Raw genomic sequence first — 22,857 nt, forward strand, 5'->3', positions numbered from 1 at the left:
TGTTATAATTTATTAGATGGACCAGCTTGATTTTCTCTTTTCCTCTTTTCAATTTCTTTTTTTACCTCATTAGGAATAGCTATATCGATATTTCCTTTTACTTTTTTATAATCTTGTAACAAAGTATTAGTGTTTTCGTTAAACTTTAACAAACTACCACTAGGTGATTTAACTTGTTCATTTAGAGCAGTTATAATCCCGTAAACTTCTTTATACTCCTCATAAGTTTCCTTATATTTTTTAGGATTTTCATTTGCTGCTTTTGAAATAACCTTCAAATTTTCTCCCATGCCATTATACATTTCGGTAATTCCCGTAATGATCGTTGCTGAGTTTTTTATTTCTGTATTAACAGCAAGAGAAAAGTCTGTTCGATTGTTAATAGCGTTCGACCATGATTTTGAGTATGTGGAAAGTTGATTTGCCGAAACATATTCAAACGCTTCAGCGCTTATATAGAATTCGGTAGCTGCATTTATATACTTGTCATCCCTTTTCTTTTGAGCTTCTAATACCGCCGCTTCTTTTTTCTCCGCGTTTAATTTTACAATGTTGATACTAACAATTGTTATAATCACTAACAAAGATAACATGCCTATTATGATCTTCTTATTCATAATGTACCCTCCATGACTAATTATGTAAGATTTCGTTATCAGCATAACAGGTTACTATTTTTTTGTTTGTCGTAATTAGTCTTATGCTCTTTATTTATCATCTTCAATCCAAATATCTTCGACATGCATATTAAGAGCTTTTGCTATTCGAATCGCAACTGGTAATGTTGGTATGCTTTTTTCATTTAGTATTAAGCTCATTGTAGATCGTTGAATATTTACTTTTTCTGCAAAAAAACTATACTTTATACCGTTTTCATCTAAAATACCTCTTAGTTTACATCGCAAACATATCACCTCATTTTTGTATAGAGTTCAACACATTTTTGAACATACCTTTAAAAATAAAATTCTAAAGGACAGGCAAAATCCCTCCTTCTAGTTCATATACCTATATCAAGACCACGAGGAATACCAAGTGGAACTAGGGACATCAAGAGGGGAGAGGATTACATGCGTTGGCAGTATAACCACTTAAATACAACTCCATATCTACATCCTTCAAAAGAGTTACGTCAAATGTATAACGAATCCAAATCACAATCAGAAACGGAATCAATTATGAATCACATGAAAAATCATGAAGTGTTTAATAACAAGGAGTATAAAAGATATTTCAGTTTATCCCAGGTTATCGAAGAGGATCTATACGGTGAGGAAGAAGACATTTTAAATTGGGAAACTTTAATGGACTGTTATGAAGCGGTCCTTACGAGAAAAGGTATTATATTCCGTGAAAAAGAAGAGGAGGAATAGGTATGACACTCGCAGGAGAAGCGGTAGTTATTTGGACTGCAACAGGATTATCTGTAGTCGCTATGAAAATAGCTGAAAAAATGGGAGGGAGTGTTCCAGTTTGGCTTCCACGTGTCACCTTGTACACAACACTTACAGGCTCGTTTCTATACCTTCTACGTTATGTTCTCGTTTTATTTCTATGAGGGAATACGATGTGGAAACCTTTTATTCCTTATGTCATAAGGAGTTTAGCTTGTATGCACGTATTCCTTGAAACAGGGATATATACCCTCTATAAGAGGGATATAAGGAGTGATTTTATGTTGGAATTGTTATCAGTACCATTCGCAGGTTTAATTCTCACCATATTTGGCGGGGGGCTCAAAGGAAGAGAGAGTGATCGAAAGAAAATACAAGTTTTTTTCGAAGTAAGCGGAATTGCGATACGTAGAGAGGACAGATTACAGTATCCAGTTTTTCTCGAACAAAAAGAGGATGATCGAAGTACAACTTATATATATCGGTTGCCTGTAGGAATGCCGAGTAAAATTATTCAGAAGGTCGAGGATGTTGTCTCTGAAGGGCTAAGTAAACCTGTCCGAATTGATTATGATAATTACAAGTTAAATATTCGTGTGTTCCATAGGGATATACCGAAGAAATGGTCATGGTCTACTGATTTAGTGACACAAGGAAAATGGCATGTACCAATGGGCCAAAGTTTAGAAAAGCTTATCTATCATGATTTTGATAAAACGCCACATATGACACTAGGTGGTCTCACCAGAATGGGTAAGACGGTGTTTCTAAAAAATGTAGTTACTTCACTTATTTTAGCGCAATCAGAACATATTCATTTATACATTATTGATTTAAAAGGCGGTTTGGAGTTTGGACCGTATAAGAACTTGAAACAAATAGTTTCCATTGCTGAGAAGCCCGTAGAAGCCTTTATGGTATTAAAGGACATTCTTGAGAAGATGGAAGAGAAAATGCAATACATGAAAGACAGACATTATACAAACGTTGTAGAAACAAATATCAAAAAGCGGTACTTCATTATAGTAGACGAAGGAGCCGAACTTTGTCCTGATAAAAGTATGAAAAAAGAACAACAAAGATTATTGGGAGCGTGTCAACAAATGCTATCCCACATAGCACGGATAGGTGGTGCCTTAGGCTTTAGATTGATTTTCTGTACACAGTATCCGACGGGGGATACATTACCACGCCAAGTGAAACAAAATAGTGATGCGAAATTAGGCTTTAGATTACCAACTCAAACGGCCTCAAGTGTTGTTATAGATGAAACAGGATTAGAAACGATAAAAAGCATTCCCGGACGTGCAATTTTCAAAACCGATAGACTTACAGAAATACAAGTGCCTTACATTAGTAACGAGATGATGTGGGAGCATTTAAAAGGATATGAGGTGGAGAAACATGAGAATGCAAACACATATGCAAATCAACCGTCAAATGACGATACTTGCGACGATTAGAAAGCTACAGTTTGCAACAAGAAGGCATTTAATGAGTATTCATGAAATGGGCGGAATAAGAAATGCAAATCGAATCATGAAAGATTTATCTACGTATACAAGTAAGGTAGTTTACAATAAAGAGCATGTATATTATTTAAACCAATTAGGACATAAGTTGTTCGGTGAAGGTAAAGTTGTACATCATGGTAAAGTTGCACACGCTATTTTACGTAATGAGGCTTGGCTATATTTATTTTGTCCAGATGATTGGCAAGTAGAAACTGAAATTAAATATATAAAAGATAATAAAAAGAAAAAAATAATTCCAGATGTGAAATTTCGTGATGAGGACGGAATACTTCATGCTGTAGAAATAGATCGTACTCAGAAAATGATAGTAAACGATGAGAAATTAAAAAAATATGAAGAGTTAACGCAGATTTATAAACAGAAGCATAACGGAAAAGTGCCAGTTATTCATTTCTTTACAATCACAAAATACAGAGAAAAGAAGTTAGAACAACTGGCAAATAAATATAATGTGTTTGTAAAAGTATATGTAATCGCTGCTACTTAATGATGAAAAAAGAGCTGATCATTTTCGAATGATTAGCTCTTTTTTATGTATTGTATTACGTCGTCTATTTTGTAAATTTTATTAATTCCTTTTTCTGCAGCAATGGTATTCAAAGCGTCAATGATAGCTTCAAGTGAATCAAAACGAACAGCATTAGCGTTGCCATTAACCAAATCACTAATTGTGTTGTATCTTACTTGGGATTCTGTAGACAACTTATTTTTCGTGATCCCCAATTCATCTAAAGAATTTCCGAGTGTGAATTTCATTTTATTCTCCTCCGCAGCACTAATTATCTTGTACCCATTTTACAACATCAATCGAAATTAGTAAAACTTTTTTCGTTCAACTATTGACGTTGAATATTTAGAGAGTTATAATTCAACTTAAATAGTTGAACTTTTATAGTTTAACTCAAAAGGAGGAACAAACATGCAAAGATTAAATGATTATTTTGGTTTAGAAAGCAAATCAGATCTTGTATGGTTTTATGGTTTCTACACAGTTTCTATGATTTTAATTGTGATTAATATGATTATTGTACTTATATAATTAGGGGGTAAGGAGATGCTTAGTTCAGCAAATTACACACAATACAAAGAACTACAATCATTCCAATCAGTAGAAGAGATGAATGAAGTGATACGCTCTTTTCTATACAAACATACACATGAATTATCAGAATCAGCAATAAAAGTATTGAAATTTTTAGCAAGGCATTCTTGTAAAATTCCAGGTGTAGCTTTCCTAAAGGTAGGAACAATTGCTAAAGCATTGAATATAAGTGATCGAACAGTTCGGAGGGTACTGAAAATATTAGAGGATTGCGAAGTAGTAACTAGACATAAAACAATTCGGACAGAAGGAAAATTGCGTGGGGGGAATGGACATAACGTCTATGTTCTTCTAAAAAAATATAATGTCACACCGAATGTCCTACCGAAAATGTCACAGCGACAAGATGGAGAAACCCCTACGGAATCAAAGGTTTCCGACGTGAAATTGGACAAGGAAACTAAACTTTCTGAATCACATCCTCTAGAAGAATTAAAAAACGAATTAAACGTAAACGAAACGTCAGCAAGGGAATCCAATGAAAATAAATTGGAAGATTTAGATGAAACCTTCACACCAGAAAATGTACCAAGCCAATTCAGAGATGTGGTTGCTCCTTTTTTCAAATCTGCAGATAAAATTTATAAGCTATATTATCGGGTATTAATAGCTTATAAACGTTCAAAAATAGACAAGCCTATCGAACAAGTGATAAGCCAAGCAATACAAGCATTCAAAGAGACTGTTTTCGCACAAAAAGCAAATAAAATTAGAAGTACTTTTGAAGGTTATTTTTATAGGATTCTTGAAAGTAAATTTGTTGCCGAAAGAAGAGAAGAATGTCGAGGGTTATTGTTCGATTGGTTAAATGAATAATATGAAATTGCCCACAGGGAAAAATTTGTATATAATTTACTTATCATATTATTAGTAAAAAAGTGGGTGAAGATTTTGAAGTACGCTGTTTATGTACGAGTTTCAACGGATAGAGATGAGCAAGTTTCATCTGTTCAAAATCAGGTTGATATTTGTCGATATTGGTTAGAAAAAAACGGATACGAGTGGGACTCAAATGCAGTATATTTTGACGATGGTATTTCTGGTACAGCTTGGTTAGAACGTCATGCGATGCAGCTGATATTAGAAAAAGCAAGACGAAATGAATTGGATACAGTCGTATTTAAATCTATACACCGTTTAGCAAGGGATCTAAGGGACGCCTTAGAAATTAAAGAAATTTTAATAGGTCATGGAATACGCTTGGTTACAATTGAGGAAAATTACGATAGTTTATATGAAGGTGGCAATGACATTAAATTCGAAATGTTTGCCATGTTTGCCGCACAATTACCTAAAACTTTATCTGTATCTGTTTCTGCTGCAATGCAAGCCAAAGCAAGAAGAGGCGAGTATATCGGAAAACCTGGATTAGGATACCATGTAATTGATAAAAAACTCGTTATTAATGAAGAAGAAGCTGAAGTTGTAAGGGAAATTTTTGATTTATCCCATAAAGGATATGGATTTAAGAAAATAGCAAATATCCTAAACGATAAAGGAACATATACGAAATTTGGTCAGTTATGGTCACATGCAACTGTAGGAAAGATTTTAAAGAACCAAAAGTATAAAGGGGATTTAGTCTTAAATAGTTATAAAACAGTAAAAGTAGATGGGAAAAAGAAAAGGGTTTACACTCCAAAAGAGCGATTGACAATTATAGAAGACCATTATCCAGCAATTGTATCAAAAGAATTATGGAATGCGGTTAATAGCGACAGGACAAGTAAAAAGAAAACAAAACAAGATACAAGAAATGAATTTAGAGGGATGATGTTTTGTAAGCATTGCGGTGGGCCAATTACAGCTAAGTATACAAGTAGGTTCGCCAAAGGAAGTAAAAAAGAATGGGTATATATGAAATGCAGTAATTATGTAAGATTCAATCGATGTGTTAACTTTGATCCAGTTAAATATGATGATATAAGAGAGGTAATTATCTATAGATTGAAGCAGCAAGAAAAAGAGTTAGAGATACATTTCAATCCAAAAATGCATCAAAAAAGAAAAGATAAATCCACAGAAATTAAAAAGCAAATTAAGTTGTTAAAAGTGAAAAAAGAGAAGTTGATTGATTTGTATATAGAAGGGTTAATTGATAAAGAAATGTTTTCGAAGCGCGATTTTAATTTCGAAAATGAAATTAAAGAGCAAGAGTTAGCATTACTTAAATTAACGGATCAGAATAAAAGAAATAAAGAAGAGCAACAGATTAAAAAAGCTTTTTCGATGCTAGATGAAGAAAAAGATATGCATGAGGTTTTCAAAACTTTAATTAAGAAAATTACACTAAGTAAAGATAAGTATATCGAAATCGAATATACATTTTCTTTATAATTTTATAGTTAGTTATTAGTTACTGTAAGATTTGTTACAGTGCTACCAACAGCAGGAGATTGGTTTGGATTTACGGTATATTCATAATTTACAAGAGCATTATTTGTTAATGTGCCACTAGGTGGTATCGCTAAAATTTGTGCTTGAAAAGTAATGAATACAGTATCTCCTGGCGAAATATCTGCCAAGTGAACACCAAGTGATGGATCTAATCCTGGTTGTGGAACATTATTGATCGTTACGGAGTTTTGGATAAATGAAGCTCCTGCGCCAAGCCCATCTGTTAAAACAGTTGCACTAGCAGGGATATTACCTGTATTTGTTACTGCAATCGTATAAGTAACAATATCACCAATTGCAGCTGTCGGTGTATTCACAGACTTAGTAGCGACAATAGTAGCGTTATTAATTTGAGTTGTTATTACGTTACTTAACGTATTGGCAGATGCTGGAGGTAAGTTAGGATCTACGACATACTGGTACGTTGTATTATTTTGGTTCGGGATTGGATTTGGATTCGGGATAGAATTTACTTGTACTTGGAATGAGATGATTGTATTTGCATTCGGATTTATTGGATCGATTGCAATTCCGCTTGCTGGATTGACATTAGGAAGTGTATTCCCATTTACAGTAACACTATTAGGAATAAACGATGTTCCGTTTGGAATTACATCTGTAAATATTACATTTGATGCAAGTATGTTCCCGTTATTCGTTAAAGTAGTCGTGTACGTAATAATATCATTTACGTTAGCAAACTGTTTATCTGCAGATTTAGTAGCGGCAATTGAGGCGTTATTAATAGTTGTCTGTACAGTGTTAGAAGCAACCATCTGCATCACAGCAGGTTTGGATGGATCATACGTATATTGGAATGTTGTGCTTGATTGATTTGTAATTGGGTTTACAGCAGGGATAGTTGGTACAAAAACTTGAAATGCAACGGTGCGTGATGAATTCGCTCCTATCGTACCAATTGAAATGCCAGTGGCAGGATTTGCGTTAGCTACAGGGACATTATTAATCGTTACAGTATTAGGAATGAAGAGGGTACCCGCTGGAATGATATCTGTAAACGTTACATTAGCAGCAGAGATATTCCCGTTATTTGTTAAAATAGTTGCATATAGTATGACATCACCAACATCAGCGAAGTTTGTGCTTGTGAGTTTTGTAGCAACGATATTAGCAGTATTAATTTGTGTAGTTACTATATTGCTAGCAGTGTTTCTAACGAGAGCAGGTAAGTTTGGATCAGCGATAAAGCTATATTGAAGTGAAGCGCTGTTTTGAATTGGGTTTGGTGAAGGTAGCCCATTTGCACTTATTTGAAAAACAATCGTTGTAAAACCACCTGAAGGAATGGAGCCGACTTGAAGACCGGTACTAGGGTCTGCACTTTGTTGTAAAGTACCACCTATAAAAATACTATTTGGTACGATAGTGGAGCCATTAGGGATTATATCGGTAACAATAACATTATTTGCTGTAGTATTGCCAAGATTAGCTAAAGAAATTGTATATGTGATTGGTTGCCCGACATCGGCGATAGTTAAATCTACTTCTTTGACAATCACTACATTTGCTAAATTAATTTGTGTACTTACAGTATTACTTACAGATGTTTCTATAGTTGGTGGATCGCCCGGATTTAGAATAAAGCTATACTGTGTACTAGATGAATTTAATGTTGGGTTTTGTGTTGGTAAAGAGGTGACGGTTACTTGATAAGAGACAGTAAGTGAGCCATTAGCAGCAATGGAAGGTAGTGGAACACCTATATTTGGATCTGCGTTATTTTGGAGTACACCATTAATAAGAAAAGTGTTTGGGATAAAGGTAGTACCGTCTGGATTCGTATCTACGAAAGTAGGACTATCAGCAGAAACACTTCCTGCATTCGTCAAAGTAACAGTATAAGTTAATATATCCCCTACGGTAGCGAACGCTCGGTCCACTGTTTTGGCTGAAATGACATTTGCATCGTTTACTTGAGTAAATGTAGTAGTTGAAGTAGTGTTCTTACTTACAGGTGAAGCGTTTGGATCAACGATAAAGTTATAGGAGATGGAAGCGCTATTTGAAATAGGGTTTGGATTTGGAATGCTAGTTATTACTACTTGGAATGAAGCTGTAATTGTAGTATTAGCATTGATGCTACCAATATTGATGCTAGCTGGTGTAACGCCTGGCTGAGTAACACTGTTAACTATAACGCTGTTTGGGACAAAGGCGGTTCCATTCGCAATTGAATCAGATAGTAATACATTGTTTGCTGCAACATTCCCATCGTTCGTAAGAGCGAAGGTGTAAGTTAATACATCGCCAACTTCCGCAAACGTTTTATCTACAGATTTATTAGCACGGAGATTTGCTAGTCTAATTGTTGATGTAACAGAATTAGAATTTGCTGTTTTTGAAGTCGGTGGCAAACTTGGATTTACAGTATATAGATAAGAAGCGAAGGCGTTATTAATGATAGGATTTTGGGTCGTAATATTGATGACTGTTACTTGGAAAGAAAGGGTAACAGTAGCCCCACCAGGAATTGTGCCGATAGGTAAAGCAACGAGAGAATCTACATTTTGTAAAACTCCGTTTAGTGTTACAGTACCAGGAGTCAATATCGTTCCGTTTGGAAGTGGATCTGTTAGTTGCACGTTATTAGCGGCTGTATTTCCACTGTTTGTAATAAGGATTGTATAACTTATTGTTTCGCCAATTGTAGCAAATTGTTTATTTGTTGATTTTGTTAATGTTACATTCGCATTGTTAATTTGAGTGGAAACGAGATTCGAAGAAATATTTTTTGTAACAGGTGATTGGCTAGGATTGACAGTGTATTGATAAGAAGCGCTTGATCCGTTAGATACGACATTTGACGTGGGTATTGTGTTTACTACTACTTGAAATGCAACATTTTTTGTTGTGCCGCTTGTTATGGATCCAATGTTCACGCCGGTAGCGGGATTTGCACCCACTTGTGTCGTGCCATCTATTGTTAAACTGTTTAGAACGAAAGTTGTTCCAGTAGGGATGACATCTGTAAAAATAACATTGTTCGCATTTGTATTACCTGTACCTGTAAAGGAAACGGTGTACGTTAGTGTATCACCAATATCTGCAAAATTTTTATCTACTGCTTTCGTCATTGTTACAGTAGCATTATTCACTTGAGTGGAGACAATATTTGTCGTATCAGTCCCACTTACTGCTGGTTGATTAGGTACAGGAATGTATTGATATGTTGTTGTTCCACTATTTAATATTGGGTTTGTTTGAGGGATAGAAGGAACGAGCACTTGGAATGAAATAGTAGTAGTGGAATTTGCGGCAATTGAACCAATTGTTATACCATTAGCGGGATTTGCGCCAGCTTGAGTAACTCCGTTCACAGTTACACTCCCTGGAATGAAAGTAGTCCCGCTAGGAATCGGATCCGTATATATCACATTCGTTGCAGCGATATTTCCTATATTAGCTAAGGCAATACTGTAAGTTAATGTTTCACCAATATCGGTAAAAAGTTTGTTAACTGATTTTGTTCCATTAATATCTGCAAGGTTAATTTGTGTTCCAGCAGAGTTACTTGTTGCAAGACCATTAAAAGTTGTTCCTCCGGCGATTGGTGTATATTGAAATGTAATATTAGCAGTGTTAGAGATAGGATTTTGACTTGGAAGAGAAACGACAGTAGCTTGGAAAGTTACTATACGAGAAGCACCATTATTAATTGTTCCAAGAGATATACCAGCCGCAGGATTTGCATTTGTTTGTGGTACGTTATCTACTGTTACAGTGCCGGGTATAAAAGAAGTACCATTAGGGAGACTATCTATAAAAATAGCGTTATTGGCAGGAAGAAGCCCGGTGTTAGGGATAGTAACTGTATAAGTGAGAATATCTCCAATTGCAGCAACACTTTTATTTACGCTTTTCGTTGCTTGTATATTTGGGGAGTTTATATTAATTTGTAAGCCGACTGTATTTAACATATATGCATCTCCGTTAGTAGTTAAACGGATTGCAGCGGATACTTGTGAGTTTGTTAAATAAGGAGAAATATCAATAGAAGTAATATCCCAGCCCTGTCTTCCTGCGGAAATGTTTGTACCTGTAGAAGCACTTTGATTTCGCGTTCCAAATGTCCCAGTTGTATCTAAGTTTCCTGCAGCATTATTAACTTGAGAACCGAAGAAATTATTTATGGCATTATTTGGTCCAGATAAAGCATTTAATGAACTGAAATTTGGTCCAAATAAAGCTTGATCCCCGGTTAAATCTGCATCTCCTTCGGTAGAACTTAAAAATAATCTCCCACTTACTGGTCCTCCTGAAGGTGTTAAAAATCCAGAAACAGATACATCGGCACTACCAGTTTCTGCAGAAACACGGTTACCAGCTACATAAATGGTTAAGTTTCTTGCTGGCAATGTCCCGTTTTGATAAGCGACGATAAGCGTCCATCCAGCCGAATTAATTGTTCCATTAGAAGCATCTATAGGATCTACAAGTCCAGGAACCGCTCCTGTAGTATAGGAACCAGCACCTCCCGCTTGAATAAGAGTTGTTACGTCTGCTGAACGAGTGTAAAAGCCAAATGTAATAGAGTTTGAAACGAAAGTTTGATTTGAAGCCGTAACAGCTGAAGGAGTAATCGAGTATGTTGAAACAGGTGTTGTAAAAGAAACTGGGTTTCCTAATACACTCGTAATGTTTTGATCACGAGATAAATAGTTTCCACCCCAAACGAGTTCTGCGTAAAGAATAGTACTACCAGCAGGGATATTTAAAATAGCGGTAGAACTATTTTGTGTATAGTTTAATGTTGTACCAGCAGGAAAAGTAGTTACTTGTAAAGCAGTATTCGTAGTTGCGAATGCACCAATTGCCCCGATTGTACCAGCACGGTTTTGATTGCTGATTTTACTTAAGCCTAAAGTATTACCTGTAATAGCGAGTGCGCCGTTAGTGGTGGTAGAAAATCGATTCGTAATGGGCATGTTGTCACCTCATTTACAATATAGTCTTGGTCAAAATAACATATGTGTGTGACAAATAAAGGGAAACATGTACAAGTTGATTTCGTAATAATGATTTAAATGTCTAGATAAGGGGATGGAGTATGATTGAATTGGAAATTAGAGTGGAGCGTCTTCGGAAAGAACAAATAAGCGACATTGTAGCGCTATCTTCTTATATTGGTTGGGATTATAATAGAGAAGAAATTGAGACTATTTTTAACGCAGGGATTGTATACGGTGTTTGGAATGAGAAAGAGGAACTAATTGCTAGCGCAGCAATAATATTATATGGGGAGAAATTAGCATCTATCGGAATGGTGATTGTACATCCAGATTATAAGGGGAGAGGGATTGGAAAGATAATAACGGAAGCGTGCGTTAAAAGCGTATCAGCTCATACTCCAATTATGCTTATTGCTACGGATGAAGGGAAACCTTTATATGAAAAGTTAGGATTTAGGGCAGTAAGTTATGTTTCTAAATACATATGTAACTCATACAATGCGAAACATTATTGTGTAAGAAATGAAGATTATGTGATGAATTATGAAGAGGGTGATTTAGAAAAAATAATAAAAATAGATGAATATGCGTTTGGAACAAATAGAAAAGAGTTTTTAAAGAAAAGAATTATGCAAAGTGAACAGTGTATCGTTGTAAAGGACAAGGAACAAAATGTATTAGGTTACGGTTTAAGCATACAAACACCAGAAAATAAGATAATAGGGCCGGTTGTTGCTAAAAATGATGAGATGGCAATGAGAATTGTACATGATTTAGCAAAAGGGCATAATGGTAAATTAAGAATTGATGTACTAGAAGGAAAGAAAGATTTCATGAAAGTATTAGAGATTGCTGGTTTTAAAAAGGTGAATACACCACCAATTATGATGAAAAATAGCGGTCAATTATTAAAAAGGAATAATGAGTTATATAGCATTGCAGCACAAATTTTTGGGTGAAAAAGAATCCTTCTGAATGAAGGATTCTTTTTCGCTAATCACGATATTGATCATGAGTCGGCTGAAAGAGGTCTTCCTCGATATCTCTCACCATAGAAAAATGATCAACGTTATAATGACCGTGTAAAGTTTTATTGTGATGACCAATAATTTGCTCTGCAGACAATACGTTAGAATCAGTTGTTGAATGCCCGTTTTTAATTAATGTAACGTCAAATCCTTGTACAGTTGCTGTCCTAACGGCAGTGTCAATGCAATGTTCTGTTTTACATCCGCCTATAACAATATGATTAATGTTTTCTTCTTTTAAAAGTTCAAGTAAAGAAGTGCCGTAGAATGAATTGGTTGCTGCTTTATTAATAAAGATTGCAGACTGGGGTACTTGAATTTGATTATGTACTTCAAATCCTTCGCCACTACCAGAAGCAACATCGATATCTCTTACGAAAACAATAAGAGCATTTGAATCTATTGCTTTCTGCAGGGCTATATTTAGTGTAGATAATAGCTCGGTTTTACGAAAAACTTCATTTTCTTGCTCATTTCCATCAATTAATTCTTGCTGAGCGTCAATAATTAATAGTGCTTGTTTCATCGTGTCTCCCCTTTAATATGAAATAAGTTCCACTGTACATATTCCTTCAGATTGTTAGAAAATCCTCCATTGTAAGAGAAGTAGAAGATTTATTTACAAAGTTGTCAAAGAAATTTCATTCTCATAGCGTGTAAAAACATGTATGATAGGAGATGGAGAATTTTTGAGTAGGTGGGAATAACATGCAAACAGTAGAAGATTATCTTTCATTCTTACATACGAAAGGATTTAAATTATCAGAGGAAGCACAAGGGTTTATTATGTTTGGACAAGGATATACTGGTGCGTCTGATGGGATTGTGAACGCAGCAATAGAAGCCACAATTAAACATCAATTGCAGTTTGATGGTAGTTATTTCGTTGCGTTATTAGAACGATTGAAAGAGGAAGAAATTACAGATAAAAAAAGCGCTAAGGCTTTTATGCGGAAGTTACAAGCGTAACTTCACGCAGCCTGCGCTTCTTTTTTTGTTTTGGAAGGTAATTCAACAAAAATCATGCCTAGAAAAATACATAGACATCCGATAATAGCAGAAATAGAAAGTTGTTCATTTGCAACGAGAACGCTTGTTAATGCAGCAAAAACGGGCTCCATTGCGAAAATAATTGCTACTCTCGTTGGAGAAGTGTGTTTTTGTGCCGATGTTTGAATGAAAAAAGCAATAGATGTTGCAAACAGGGCAGTTAGAAAGAGTGCGAATAAAAAGGATTGATTCGTCCATAGTGATACTGAAAATAACTTTTCCCAATCTTCAAACAAGAAAGCGCAAATAGAAGAAAATATACCAACTGCTAATACTTGAGATGTGCTTAATAATAAAGGTGATATTTTTTTAGAAAAGAAGCCGTTAATAAGAATATGGGCAGCGAAAGCGACTGCACAACCAAGAACAAGTATATCTCCTATATTTAATTGGAAAGAATTAGCAGCTGTTAATAAGTACAAACCTGTTGTAGCTACAGCAATACCAAGTACGATGAAAATGGTGGCTTTTTGTTTTAAGAAGATAAATGATAAGATTGGGACCATAACAATGCTTAGCCCAGTTAAGAAACCTGCTTTTGAAGAAGTTGTATAAAGTAAGCCAAATGTTTGTAATAAATAGCCGACAAATAAGAAGAACCCAACCATTAATCCAGCTAAACTACTATGTTTTAATTCTTGTTTTGAAGTTTTCTGTGAGGAAATAATTTGAACGAATAATAAAATAATTCCAGCGAATAAAAAGCGAATACCATTAAACGTAAATGGACCAACGAAAGACATAGCGTTTTGAACGACAACAAACGTAGCTCCCCAAATAAAAGAGACAAATAATAAAGCAAGAGGAGCAATCCACTCTTTTTTCACACTCATACCCCCGTTAATTTTGTAAGATAGCTTTTCTAGCTAATTCATCAGCTACTTTATTTTGACTACTTGGAATCCACTTAATAAAAAAGAGATCGAAGTTTTTTATGTACTGCAGTGCTTCATCTAAAAGAGGTGCAAATATTTTATTTTTTGCGTATTCCTTTTCAACAGCCCGCTCAACAAGCTGCGAATCTGTACGAAAAGAGACAGTGCTATAATTATGCTCGATGCAATATTTTAATGCTAAAAGTAAAGCGCGGTATTCTGCTTCATGATTGGACATTGTTCCAAGTGGTACTGATAATTGTACAGGTGGCTGAACGCCTTTAATAAACACTCCTGCACCAGAAGGACCAGGATTTCCTTTTGATGCACCATCAATATATACTTCAATCAAAATGAGAAACCTCCAAATTATAAGATGATCCCCTACTTAAATATTTTTTTGAAGTAGGGGATAGAGTAGTTATCCGATTGTGATGCTGTAACGACATGTAAATGTTTCATTCGCTTGTAAAGATTGAATTCCCTTTTTGTTCTTGAAATCTTTTGCTGGATTTACTTCATCAGCGATGCCATACCAAGGTTCAATACATAAGAAAGGTGCGTTATCCCCTGGTGTCCATACGCCAACAAATGGGAATCCATCAAATTCTACTTTTACAAATTTATTATGTTTATGAGAACGAATCGAAATTTCATTCGTATTCATATGTTCAAAAATAAGTGCATCATTTTTGAATAAATCATATGTAAGTGGCAATTCAGTCGTATTTTCAGCGATTAATTGCTTTTTGTTTGAAAGATAAGGTCCTTCTAATACGCTTGTTTCTAAGCGTTCCGAACCATTAAACGATAAGTGATAATCTGTAAATGATTCACCGTCCAATAAAGGGAAGTTGAATCCAGGATGTGCTCCGATTGAGAAGAACATCTCTTTTGAAGTAGGATTGTTTACTTCATATGTTATATGAACGCTTTGTCCATTTAGCTCATAAGAAACGAGTAATTCGAATTCGTATGGGTATTTTTTTAATGTTTCTTCATTACTAGTAACGATATAAGTGATTTTTGTTTCGCTTTGTTCTTTCACAGAGAAAGTAAGATCACGAGCGAAACCGTGTTGTGTTAATGAATATGGTTTACCGTCTACGTAGTATGTATTATCTACTAATCGGCCGACAATTGGGAACAAAATTGGTGCACGGCGTCCCCAATAAGTAGAATCACCTTGCCATAAATATTCTGTGTTGTCTTCTTTTAAGCGAACGCTCTGTAATTCTGCACCTTTGTCAGAAATGGAAACGATCACTTTTTCATTTTGAATTGTTGCTGTCATGAAGTGAAACCTCCTAAATCTTTCATATGTTTCATTATACGTTGTCTAAAAGGAAAAAGGTAGTTTATGATAGGAATCTATTGACGAAAGAGGGGCTACCACGTAAAATATAATCTTGTTGCTTAAAAAACGAATAACGTGGTTCGAAACCATCCCACGTAAAAAAACTAAGGAGATTTTGTCATGAATATTAGAACTTTAGTCGGTAATGGTATTTTAGCGGCATTATATATTGCTGTTTCTATGCTTATTCAGCCATTTGGCTTTACGAATGTACAATTTCGTATTTCAGAGATGTTTAATCATCTCGTTGTATTTAACAAGAAAGCAATTTACGGAATTGTATTAGGTGTATTTTTAACGAATCTCTTTTTCTCACCTATGATCGCTTACGATTTAGTGTTTGGAGTAGGGCAATCTATTCTTGCGTTAGTTGCAACGATTATTTCTATGCGATTTATTAAAGGTGTTTGGGCTCGTATGATTTTTAATACAGTTATCTTTACAATTACAATGTTTATGATTGCAATTGAACTTCATCTTGCATTGGGTTTACCATTTATGTTGTCTTGGTTAACTTGTGCAATTGGTGAATTTGTTGTCATGGCGATCGGTATGCCTGTAATGTACTGGATTAATAAGCGAGTACAATTTGAAAGATTTATGTAATAGATGAAAGAGCTATTCCTATAGGGATAGCTCTTTTTGTATGTAATCATATTGAATATAATGCTGTGACTCTAGATAAAATATAATAAAATAAAGTGAGGCTTCAATTAGCCGGATATATATAAGAAGTCTTACATAAGGGGAATGTAGTATGAAATATAAAATTCATTGGTTGTATAAAACGAAGCGTGGATTGCAGACGGAATTAACAACAGAGTATATGAACATAGAAGAAGTACTTCAATTTGCAGAGGATTTTGAGAAAACAGGAAGAGCTAAGGAACTTTTATTTTACGATGAAATGGACGCAGAATGGTCATTAAAAGAGATGAAAAAGTTAAGTAAGCAAGTAGAGGAAGAGCCCCAAGAAATACTCGTTTATTTTGATGGGGGGTATGATGTGCAAACGAAAGAAGCTGGCGTTGGTATATGTGTGTATTATAAAAAAGGAAATACAAACTACCGCATTCGCCGCAATGCATATATAGAAGGTATATATGATAATAATGAAGCGGAATATGCATCATTATTATACGGTATGAATATACTCGAGGAACTAGGGATTAGGTATGAAGCAGTTACACTTCGCGGAGACTCACAAGTGGTACTGCAGCAATTAGCCGGAGAATGGCCTTGTTATGATGAACATTTAAATCATTATTTAGACCAAATTGAGCAAAAGGCGAAGCAAATGAAATTAAAACTTATATGTGAGCCGATATCTAGAAAACAAAATAAAGAAGCACATCAATTAGCTACGCAAGCATTAGAAGGAACAAGTATTGATAGTCATAAAGAAATAACCGAATAGAGAGGTGCAAAGGTGGATAAAAAGCAACTCATTACAGAGGTAAATGACTTATTAGAAACGTATTGTGAAGGATGTTTTTTGCGAGAACATAATCGAAAGACAAATAGTAAGTATTACGCTCATTCATTTTGTATAAGGCAATGTACAGTGGGAGAAACATTGAAAAAGTATGGGGAACAGTTGTCATGAAAAAACATCCAGAGAAAATTCTCTGGATGTTTTTTAGTGTCTTGCTTCGTTTAGTTGATGCTCACATTTATTTAATTTTTTTTCCTCATTCATTAAAAATGGCTCATCTAAATCAGTTGCAACAGATTTCATAATTTCAAGCTGAGAGCGAGCTGCTTCTACAGCAGTAGTAGCATGTTCTAATGTATCTGGATCCATTGAAATTGTTGCTGATCCTACCATTTTTTGTGCTGTTTCTACACGGAATTTCACTTCTTCAAAATCATTTACTTCTGATCCCATTAATAATTCCTCCTTTGTATAGTGCGCATTTCACATAGTTTTTGCTCTGTAAAACGGAAATATACAAAGGAATAACAAAGGAGGTTACCAAGTAAGGTAACCTCCTGTTATATGTTGGATTAAAGTTTTACTACGTTAGCAGCTTGAGGTCCGCGGTTACCTTCAGTAATGTCGAAAGATACTTCTTGACCTTCTTCTAAAGCTTTGTAGCCGTCGCCTTGAATAGCAGAGAAATGTACGAATACATCGTCAGCGCCTTCCATTTCGATAAATCCAAAACCTTTTTCGTTGTTAAACCATTTTACTTTTCCTTGCATGTTACAATTCCTCCTAAAAGCGTTTACTATTTTCATTTAGTGAAATTCATTTTAAAAAAATAATATAAACTAAAAATGCTATATTCTTGAATATTCTGCTAAATGATTAATTTAAATATACACGAATTGGGAGAATTTAGTCAAGTAAGCGATTTTATTTTTTTGTATTTTTAAATAATTTTTCAGTCAAATTTTTAAATAGGTATAGGACAGGCTGAGTATATAATATTCTTAATTGAATGCTATACATAATGAGGTGAAAGAATGAATAAGTCTTACTTATTAGATAATGAAGGAATGAGAACGAGAACCGACATACCGGATTGGGTTGCAAAAGAATTTGAGATTTTTTCAAATGTTGTGTTAGAACCAACTTTTCCATGTTATTTCGGTTTAACAGCTTTGAAAAAGAATGAACTTCGTTATTCATTTCTTTCTCATAATGATTGGAGTCATTTACCACATACAATGTTATCTTTTTTAGAGTTAATGAAAGAGAGGCCGATTGTAAGAAGGGGCTTTTTCCTTTTTGTAGAACCGGAATGTGAAGAACAGCCACTCGAATATTACCGTGATTCCTTTTGGAAAGTGTTACAGTATTTACATGAAAACGATAATCAAGCATGGCCAAAGCAAATTCCTGAAGATCCAGACCATTATTTATGGGAATTTTCATTTGGTGGTGAGCCAATATTCGCATTTGGAAATGCGCCAGCTTATAAACAACGAAAAACTAGACATTTAGGGAATTCTCTCGTTATTGGGTTTCAGCCACGCACTATTTTTGATGGATTAGAGGGAGATCGTCCTAAAGGAGCATATTCAAGACAAATGGTTCGTGAGCGAGTTGAAAAGTGGGATCAATTGCCGAAACATCCTAACATTAGTCATTATGGTGACCCAGAGCATCGTGAATGGAAACAATATTTCATAGGAGACGATGTAGAGCCAATAAAAGGGAAATGTCCTTTTCTTCATAGGATAGAAAAGTAAGAGCCATCACCTAGATGGCTCTTTTGTATATTTTGGATAAAAAAGGGTATTTTATTATGAAAGCTAGTCTATTTTTTCAAATTACATCATTAACTAGTAGTAAAGAGAGTAGAAAGGGTAGAGCGATGTTTGGAGCAATTATACAGCAAATCGTATTAGGTATATCATTAGCTGCGCCAGTAGGGCCGATTAATATTGAAATGTTAAAACGAGGAATTGAACGTGGGTTTTGGCACGCTTGGGTTGTTGGAATTGGTGGAATGACTGCAGATGTTTTATTTATGCTTCTCATTTATTTCGGTTTATCTTCTGTGTTTATGTATACATATGTACAAGCCTTCATGTATTGCACGGGTTTTTTCTTGTTATTTTATTTAGGATTTCAAAGTGTAAAACAAGGAATTTTCGACTCGAATATGGAATATAAAAAAGAAGAGGTAGGTGGCCTTAAGCAATCGTTTATGGCAGGATTTTTAATTGCGATATCCAATCCATTAAATCTTGTTTTTTGGTTTGGTATATACGGAAGTACACTTAGCTCATTACTTACGAAGGTAACGAAACAAGAAGCTTTTTTGTACAGTCTTTGCATTATTGTTGGTATTATTTTATGGAATTTAAATATTGCTTTTTCTGTACATTTTGGAAGAACTTTATTAAAACCAAAAGCGCTTGGCTACATAACAGCCGGAGCAGGTATTATTTTAGTAGGTTACTCTATACATTTTGCATACAAAGCTTTACAGTTGTTCACATAAGATTGAAGGGGAGATTTTTATGTATCGAACCACTATTGACGGAAAAGAAATTATAATTACGTTAGCGCCAAAAATCCGAAAAGAAATTACTGATAGAAATCCACTATATGAAGCGGTATTTCATAATGCTGCAAGATTGTTACAAACAAAGCAACCGACGTTTGCAGTAAATCATGAAATATTTGGGCTCATTATTGGAGAAGTGCAAAGAGGAGAAGTAACAGTGTTTGCAGTGGAGCATATTATTCCGAAGCAAAATATATTTGGACCAAACAATTTTTTCTCGACAATAGAACAGCAGGCAAATTTGTAAAGTGAATAGAATAAGAATAGAAAAGAAATAGTCGTAACGATATGTTGCGGCTGTTTTTTGGGAAAAGGGGGAAACAAGATGAAGAAAGTGGGGAAAGAGTTCTTTTTACAACATGATATCGTTATTATGTATAGCATTCTATTTGTTTTCATTATTATTTTAAAAATGCAATTTTTTACGTGGTTTGGCATGTTAGCATGTATGTTTGGGATTGTTTTCTATACACTTAATGAATATATGACACATCGTTTTTTATTCCATATAAAGCCACCTAAAAACACATTTCTATTAAAAATGTTAAGAAGATTGCATTATGATCACCACGTATATCCAGATGATTTAAAACTTTTGTTTTTACCTGTATGGTTTAGTATACCTAGTTTTACTATATATTTACTTATAGCATATGGTATTACAAAAAGTTTTACTATTACACTTTCATTTGGAATCGGAATGATTATTATGCTGCTCGTTTACGAATGGAAACATTATATTGCTCATAGACCGATTCGTCCCGTCACTAAGTTTGGAAGATGGCTAAAAAAACAACATATATTACACCATTATAAAAATGAAAAGTTTTGGTTTGGTGTTTCAAATCCAGTATTCGATTTTATATTTGGAACACTGAAAGACGGAAAAGATGTTGAGCTAAGCGAAACGGCTCGTAATTTAGAAAAGGAAAAAAAGACAAAAGTAGTGCGTTAAGCACTGCTTTTGTCTTAATGAGGATAAATAAGTAAAGTGTCACTTTATTTTGAAAAAGTATATTAAAAATTTGGGGGAAATTGCCGAAAAATGTCTATCAAAAAATCTTTGCATGAATGCATGGATTGTCTAAAATGAATGTAAGTTTCTGAATATTTATAAAATTTAGTCTTTAGGTATGCAAGGGGGAAGTGTATTTCAAGTAAGAGAGGGGATCGGTTAATGAAACGAGACGATACGTCAGCACGTAAGTTGCAAAATGAGGTGAATTATACAGAGGTCGTTCAGTCGGAAGAATTTCAATTGTTATTAAATACGAAAAAGAAGTTTATCATTCCAATGAGTATTTTCTTTTTTAGTTTTTTTATCGCATTACCTATTCTAACATCGTATTCAAAGGTGCTTAATACACCTGCATTTGGAGACGTTACATGGGCGTGGGTATTTGCTTTTTCCCAATTTATCATGACATGGGCACTATGTATGATTTATAGCAAAAAAGCAGAATCATTTGATGAAATCTCCCGAAAAATTCTGCAAGATATGCAAAAAGGGAGGGGCTGAACTTGAATACTACTGCATTTGCACTATTTTTAATTATTGTTCTTGGTACGCTCGTCATAACCTATTTTGCATCGAAAAAAACGAAAAATGCGAGTGAATTTTATACGGCTGGAGGGGGATTAACTGGTTGGCAAAATGGTCTGGCCATTGCTGGAGATTACATGTCTGCTGCTTCATTTCTCGGTATAGCTGGAGCAATCGCATTAACTGGGTTTGATGGATTCTTTTATAGTATCGGTTTTTTAGTTGCTTATCTAGTTGTACTATATCTTGTTGCAGAACCGCTTAGAAATTTAGGAAAGTACACTTTGGCGGATATGATTGCAGCACGCTTTGATGCGAAAAAAGTTCGCGGAGTTGCAGCTCTTAATACGATGACGATTTCTATCTTTTATATGATTGCACAATTAGTTGGCGCGGGTGCACTTATTAAATTATTATTAGGGATTGAATATACGACATCTGTATTAATCGTTGGAACACTTATGACGGTGTATGTTATTTTTGGAGGTATGACAGCAACGAGCTGGGTACAAATCGTAAAGGCTGTATTACTTATGGCTGGTACGTTTATTATTTCTGTTATCGTTTTCGCAAAATTCAACTTCAGCGTGACTGAAATGTTCGCTCAAATGAAAACAGCTACACCTTTAAAAGATTCATTTTTAAATCCAGGTGTAAAGTATAAGGATGGTCTTGATACACTTTCTTTAAATTTAGGACTAGTACTTGGTACAGCTGGATTACCACATATACTTGTCCGCTTTTTTACAGTACGTGATGCAAAAACTGCACGTCAATCTGTCGTATATGCGACGTGGTTAATTGGTGCATTTTATATTATGACGATTTTCTTAGGATTTGGTGCGGCAGCGTTTGTAGGAAATGAAGCGATTATTAAAGCGAACCCAGCTGGTAATATGGCGGCACCTTTATTAGCCAAAGCGTTAGGTGGAGACTTCTTATTTGCTTTCGTATCAGCAATTGCTTTTGCAACCATTTTGGCTGTAGTGGCAGGTCTTGTATTAACAGCAGCATCAGCATTCGCTCATGATTTTTATAATGAAATCATTCGTAAAGGAAAATCAACGGAAAAAGAGCAAGTATCCATGGCTCGTTATGCATCTATTGGAGTAGCGATACTATCTATCATACTTGCATTATTTGCCCAAACATTAAACGTAGCATTTTTAGTATCATTAGCATTTGCAGTTGCAGCGAGTGCAAATCTACCAGTAATTTTATTTACAATATATTGGAAGCGTTTTAATACAACGGGTGCTATTTCGGGTATGATTGTAGGTCTCGTATCAGCAATTGTTCTCGTAGCGTTGAGTCCGAATGTTTGGAACCCTGTAGCTGGAAAAGCTATTTTTGTTGGGGAAGCGTTATTCCCATATACGACACCAGGAATTATTTCAATTCCACTCGGATTTCTTGCAGCATATTTAGGAACGGTTTTATCTAGTAAGAAAGAAGATGAAGCGAAATTTGATGAAATTCTAGTGAAATCTAATACTGGTCATGGCATTAGCGATGCGTCTTCACATTAAATAAAAGAGGAGCTTTTCGATAGATAAGAAAAGCTCTTTTTTCTTTTGTCATTTT

Annotated in this window: 27 protein-coding genes, 1 pseudogene and 1 riboswitch; of the genes and pseudogenes, 18 read left to right on the top strand and 10 right to left on the bottom strand. The window is 34.8% G+C overall.

Annotated elements, in window-relative coordinates; translation table 11 throughout:
• Positions 1-2: 2 nt before the first annotated feature.
• Complete coding sequence (locus ACX9TM_RS08635) at positions 3-617, bottom strand: hypothetical protein (RefSeq protein WP_150475849.1); 615 nt, start codon at positions 615-617, stop codon at positions 3-5.
• Positions 618-707: 90 nt separating this feature from the next.
• Positions 708-914, bottom strand: coding sequence for a helix-turn-helix transcriptional regulator (locus tag ACX9TM_RS08640; RefSeq protein WP_371410978.1), 207 nt, complete (start codon positions 912-914; stop codon positions 708-710).
• 156 nt (positions 915-1,070) lie between these two features.
• Here ACX9TM_RS08640 and ACX9TM_RS08645 point away from each other — a divergent pair, with 156 nt between their 5' ends.
• The 4 genes from ACX9TM_RS08645 (at position 1,071) to ACX9TM_RS08660 (ending at position 3,416) form a co-directional block, all read left to right on the top strand.
• The gene (locus ACX9TM_RS08645; protein ID WP_150475847.1) at positions 1,071-1,373 is read left to right on the top strand and encodes a hypothetical protein; all 303 of its coding nucleotides are present in this window, start codon (positions 1,071-1,073) and stop codon (positions 1,371-1,373) included.
• A gap of 2 nt (positions 1,374-1,375) precedes the next feature.
• On the top strand, positions 1,376-1,558 hold the full coding sequence (locus tag ACX9TM_RS08650; RefSeq protein ID WP_072192074.1) for a hypothetical protein: 183 nt from the start codon (positions 1,376-1,378) through the stop codon (positions 1,556-1,558).
• Positions 1,559-1,675: 117 nt separating this feature from the next.
• Positions 1,676-2,857, top strand: coding sequence for an FtsK/SpoIIIE domain-containing protein (locus ACX9TM_RS08655; RefSeq protein ID WP_150475844.1), 1,182 nt, complete (start codon positions 1,676-1,678; stop codon positions 2,855-2,857).
• Positions 2,799-3,416 (top strand): replication-relaxation family protein, encoded by a 618-nt coding sequence (locus ACX9TM_RS08660; RefSeq protein WP_150475842.1) that lies wholly within the window; start codon positions 2,799-2,801, stop codon positions 3,414-3,416. The genes ACX9TM_RS08655 and ACX9TM_RS08660 overlap by 59 nt, the downstream gene beginning before the upstream one ends.
• Before the next feature lie 32 nt (positions 3,417-3,448).
• Here the strand turns inward: ACX9TM_RS08660 and ACX9TM_RS08665 are convergent, their stop codons facing one another.
• Complete coding sequence (locus ACX9TM_RS08665) at positions 3,449-3,685, bottom strand: helix-turn-helix domain-containing protein (RefSeq protein ID WP_000673258.1); 237 nt, start codon at positions 3,683-3,685, stop codon at positions 3,449-3,451.
• A 163-nt stretch (positions 3,686-3,848) separates the two neighbouring features.
• Between ACX9TM_RS08665 and ACX9TM_RS08670 the strand changes: the two genes are divergently transcribed.
• The 3 genes from ACX9TM_RS08670 (at position 3,849) to ACX9TM_RS08680 (ending at position 6,368) form a co-directional block, all read left to right on the top strand.
• Positions 3,849-3,968, top strand: coding sequence for a DUF3961 domain-containing protein (locus tag ACX9TM_RS08670; RefSeq protein ID WP_023521579.1), 120 nt, complete (start codon positions 3,849-3,851; stop codon positions 3,966-3,968).
• Positions 3,969-3,983: 15 nt separating this feature from the next.
• Positions 3,984-4,847: a helix-turn-helix domain-containing protein gene (locus ACX9TM_RS08675; RefSeq protein ID WP_150475840.1), complete on the top strand. Its 864-nt coding sequence runs from the start codon at positions 3,984-3,986 to the stop codon at positions 4,845-4,847.
• Positions 4,848-4,913: 66 nt separating this feature from the next.
• Entirely contained in the window at positions 4,914-6,368 is a 1,455-nt protein-coding gene (locus ACX9TM_RS08680) for a recombinase family protein (protein WP_150475837.1), read from the top strand.
• Positions 6,369-6,385: 17 nt separating this feature from the next.
• Here ACX9TM_RS08680 and ACX9TM_RS08685 read toward each other — a convergent pair.
• A pseudogene (locus ACX9TM_RS08685) lies at positions 6,386-11,374 on the bottom strand (beta strand repeat-containing protein); the annotation flags it as partial.
• Between the two features lie 122 nt (positions 11,375-11,496).
• Here ACX9TM_RS08685 and ACX9TM_RS08690 point away from each other — a divergent pair.
• Positions 11,497-12,357, top strand: a complete 861-nt coding sequence (locus ACX9TM_RS08690; RefSeq protein ID WP_000571023.1) for a GNAT family N-acetyltransferase — start codon at positions 11,497-11,499, stop codon at positions 12,355-12,357.
• Between the two features lie 34 nt (positions 12,358-12,391).
• On the opposite strand, the gene ACX9TM_RS08695 is transcribed toward ACX9TM_RS08690, so the two are convergent.
• Positions 12,392-12,952 carry a cysteine hydrolase family protein gene (locus tag ACX9TM_RS08695; RefSeq protein ID WP_000806320.1) on the bottom strand — a complete coding sequence of 187 codons (561 nt, stop codon included), beginning with the start codon at positions 12,950-12,952 and terminating at the stop codon, positions 12,392-12,394.
• A 182-nt stretch (positions 12,953-13,134) separates the two neighbouring features.
• On the opposite strand from ACX9TM_RS08695, the gene ACX9TM_RS08700 reads away from it, so the two are divergent.
• The gene (locus ACX9TM_RS08700; RefSeq protein ID WP_001195212.1) at positions 13,135-13,395 is read left to right on the top strand and encodes a DUF6123 family protein; all 261 of its coding nucleotides are present in this window, start codon (positions 13,135-13,137) and stop codon (positions 13,393-13,395) included.
• 2 nt (positions 13,396-13,397) lie between these two features.
• Here the strand turns inward: ACX9TM_RS08700 and ACX9TM_RS08705 are convergent, their stop codons facing one another.
• The 3 genes from ACX9TM_RS08705 to ACX9TM_RS08715 form a co-directional block, all read right to left on the bottom strand.
• A complete protein-coding gene (locus tag ACX9TM_RS08705; protein WP_063219992.1) occupies positions 13,398-14,303 on the bottom strand; it encodes a DMT family transporter in 906 nt (301 codons plus the stop codon).
• A gap of 13 nt (positions 14,304-14,316) precedes the next feature.
• The gene (locus tag ACX9TM_RS08710; RefSeq protein ID WP_000573880.1) at positions 14,317-14,703 is read right to left on the bottom strand and encodes a reverse transcriptase-like protein; all 387 of its coding nucleotides are present in this window, start codon (positions 14,701-14,703) and stop codon (positions 14,317-14,319) included.
• A 69-nt stretch (positions 14,704-14,772) separates the two neighbouring features.
• Positions 14,773-15,645, bottom strand: a complete 873-nt coding sequence (locus ACX9TM_RS08715) for an aldose 1-epimerase family protein (RefSeq protein ID WP_000127417.1) — start codon at positions 15,643-15,645, stop codon at positions 14,773-14,775.
• Between the two features lie 132 nt (positions 15,646-15,777).
• Positions 15,778-15,822: riboswitch (PreQ1 riboswitch) on the top strand.
• Between the two features lie 6 nt (positions 15,823-15,828).
• On the opposite strand from ACX9TM_RS08715, the gene ACX9TM_RS08720 reads away from it, so the two are divergent.
• From ACX9TM_RS08720 to ACX9TM_RS08730, 3 genes are all read left to right on the top strand, one after another.
• Positions 15,829-16,314: a QueT transporter family protein gene (locus tag ACX9TM_RS08720; protein WP_001026474.1), complete on the top strand. Its 486-nt coding sequence runs from the start codon at positions 15,829-15,831 to the stop codon at positions 16,312-16,314.
• 151 nt (positions 16,315-16,465) lie between these two features.
• A complete protein-coding gene (locus ACX9TM_RS08725; RefSeq protein WP_063219993.1) occupies positions 16,466-17,125 on the top strand; it encodes a ribonuclease H family protein in 660 nt (219 codons plus the stop codon).
• A 12-nt stretch (positions 17,126-17,137) separates the two neighbouring features.
• Positions 17,138-17,314, top strand: a complete 177-nt coding sequence (locus ACX9TM_RS08730) for a zinc-finger domain-containing protein (protein WP_000358801.1) — start codon at positions 17,138-17,140, stop codon at positions 17,312-17,314.
• Positions 17,315-17,347: 33 nt separating this feature from the next.
• On the opposite strand, the gene ACX9TM_RS08735 is transcribed toward ACX9TM_RS08730, so the two are convergent.
• Both ACX9TM_RS08735 and cspB read right to left on the bottom strand, forming a co-directional pair.
• Positions 17,348-17,596, bottom strand: coding sequence for a DUF2564 family protein (locus tag ACX9TM_RS08735; RefSeq protein WP_000534392.1), 249 nt, complete (start codon positions 17,594-17,596; stop codon positions 17,348-17,350).
• A 119-nt stretch (positions 17,597-17,715) separates the two neighbouring features.
• Positions 17,716-17,913 carry a cold shock-like protein CspB gene (gene cspB / locus ACX9TM_RS08740; RefSeq protein WP_001161731.1) on the bottom strand — a complete coding sequence of 66 codons (198 nt, stop codon included), beginning with the start codon at positions 17,911-17,913 and terminating at the stop codon, positions 17,716-17,718.
• Between the two features lie 264 nt (positions 17,914-18,177).
• Between cspB and ACX9TM_RS08745 the strand changes: the two genes are divergently transcribed.
• From ACX9TM_RS08745 to ACX9TM_RS08770, 6 genes are all read left to right on the top strand, one after another.
• Positions 18,178-18,906: a YqcI/YcgG family protein gene (locus tag ACX9TM_RS08745; RefSeq protein ID WP_001043767.1), complete on the top strand. Its 729-nt coding sequence runs from the start codon at positions 18,178-18,180 to the stop codon at positions 18,904-18,906.
• Positions 18,907-18,920: 14 nt separating this feature from the next.
• Positions 18,921-19,664 carry a LysE family transporter gene (locus ACX9TM_RS08750; RefSeq protein ID WP_139256954.1) on the top strand — a complete coding sequence of 248 codons (744 nt, stop codon included), beginning with the start codon at positions 18,921-18,923 and terminating at the stop codon, positions 19,662-19,664.
• A 19-nt stretch (positions 19,665-19,683) separates the two neighbouring features.
• On the top strand, positions 19,684-19,977 hold the full coding sequence (locus ACX9TM_RS08755; protein ID WP_000286361.1) for a hypothetical protein: 294 nt from the start codon (positions 19,684-19,686) through the stop codon (positions 19,975-19,977).
• A gap of 78 nt (positions 19,978-20,055) precedes the next feature.
• Entirely contained in the window at positions 20,056-20,685 is a 630-nt protein-coding gene (locus ACX9TM_RS08760) for a sterol desaturase family protein (RefSeq protein ID WP_059303967.1), read from the top strand.
• A 222-nt stretch (positions 20,686-20,907) separates the two neighbouring features.
• On the top strand, positions 20,908-21,249 hold the full coding sequence (locus ACX9TM_RS08765; protein ID WP_000817366.1) for a DUF485 domain-containing protein: 342 nt from the start codon (positions 20,908-20,910) through the stop codon (positions 21,247-21,249).
• A gap of 2 nt (positions 21,250-21,251) precedes the next feature.
• Positions 21,252-22,802, top strand: a complete 1,551-nt coding sequence (locus ACX9TM_RS08770) for a solute symporter family protein (RefSeq protein WP_001098240.1) — start codon at positions 21,252-21,254, stop codon at positions 22,800-22,802.
• The last annotated feature ends 55 nt before the right edge of the window (positions 22,803-22,857 follow it).

The sequence above is a fragment of the Bacillus sp. LH1 genome (assembly GCF_057924895.1).

Bases quoted from the DNA above. Each gene is read 5' to 3' on its own strand.
- ACX9TM_RS08750 (WP_139256954.1), top strand. From the start codon at position 18,921: ATGGCTCTTTTGTATATTTTGGATAAAAAAGGGTATTTTATTATGAAA.
- ACX9TM_RS08725 (WP_063219993.1), top strand. From the start codon at position 16,466: ATGAAATATAAAATTCATTGGTTGTATAAAACGAAGCGTGGATTGCAG.
- ACX9TM_RS08655 (WP_150475844.1), top strand. From the start codon at position 1,676: ATGTTGGAATTGTTATCAGTACCATTCGCAGGTTTAATTCTCACCATA.
- ACX9TM_RS08760 (WP_059303967.1), top strand. From the start codon at position 20,056: ATGAAGAAAGTGGGGAAAGAGTTCTTTTTACAACATGATATCGTTATT.
- ACX9TM_RS08650 (WP_072192074.1), top strand. From the start codon at position 1,376: ATGACACTCGCAGGAGAAGCGGTAGTTATTTGGACTGCAACAGGATTA.
- ACX9TM_RS08715 (WP_000127417.1), bottom strand. From the start codon at position 15,645: ATGACAGCAACAATTCAAAATGAAAAAGTGATCGTTTCCATTTCTGAC.
- ACX9TM_RS08720 (WP_001026474.1), top strand. From the start codon at position 15,829: ATGAATATTAGAACTTTAGTCGGTAATGGTATTTTAGCGGCATTATAT.
- ACX9TM_RS08690 (WP_000571023.1), top strand. From the start codon at position 11,497: ATGATTGAATTGGAAATTAGAGTGGAGCGTCTTCGGAAAGAACAAATA.
- ACX9TM_RS08675 (WP_150475840.1), top strand. From the start codon at position 3,984: ATGCTTAGTTCAGCAAATTACACACAATACAAAGAACTACAATCATTC.
- ACX9TM_RS08645 (WP_150475847.1), top strand. From the start codon at position 1,071: ATGCGTTGGCAGTATAACCACTTAAATACAACTCCATATCTACATCCT.
- ACX9TM_RS08660 (WP_150475842.1), top strand. From the start codon at position 2,799: ATGAGAATGCAAACACATATGCAAATCAACCGTCAAATGACGATACTT.
- ACX9TM_RS08755 (WP_000286361.1), top strand. From the start codon at position 19,684: ATGTATCGAACCACTATTGACGGAAAAGAAATTATAATTACGTTAGCG.
- ACX9TM_RS08635 (WP_150475849.1), bottom strand. From the start codon at position 617: ATGAATAAGAAGATCATAATAGGCATGTTATCTTTGTTAGTGATTATA.
- ACX9TM_RS08765 (WP_000817366.1), top strand. From the start codon at position 20,908: ATGAAACGAGACGATACGTCAGCACGTAAGTTGCAAAATGAGGTGAAT.
- ACX9TM_RS08735 (WP_000534392.1), bottom strand. From the start codon at position 17,596: ATGGGATCAGAAGTAAATGATTTTGAAGAAGTGAAATTCCGTGTAGAA.
- ACX9TM_RS08695 (WP_000806320.1), bottom strand. From the start codon at position 12,952: ATGAAACAAGCACTATTAATTATTGACGCTCAGCAAGAATTAATTGAT.
- ACX9TM_RS08665 (WP_000673258.1), bottom strand. From the start codon at position 3,685: ATGAAATTCACACTCGGAAATTCTTTAGATGAATTGGGGATCACGAAA.
- ACX9TM_RS08745 (WP_001043767.1), top strand. From the start codon at position 18,178: ATGAATAAGTCTTACTTATTAGATAATGAAGGAATGAGAACGAGAACC.
- ACX9TM_RS08700 (WP_001195212.1), top strand. From the start codon at position 13,135: ATGCAAACAGTAGAAGATTATCTTTCATTCTTACATACGAAAGGATTT.
- ACX9TM_RS08670 (WP_023521579.1), top strand. From the start codon at position 3,849: ATGCAAAGATTAAATGATTATTTTGGTTTAGAAAGCAAATCAGATCTT.
- cspB (WP_001161731.1), bottom strand. From the start codon at position 17,913: ATGCAAGGAAAAGTAAAATGGTTTAACAACGAAAAAGGTTTTGGATTT.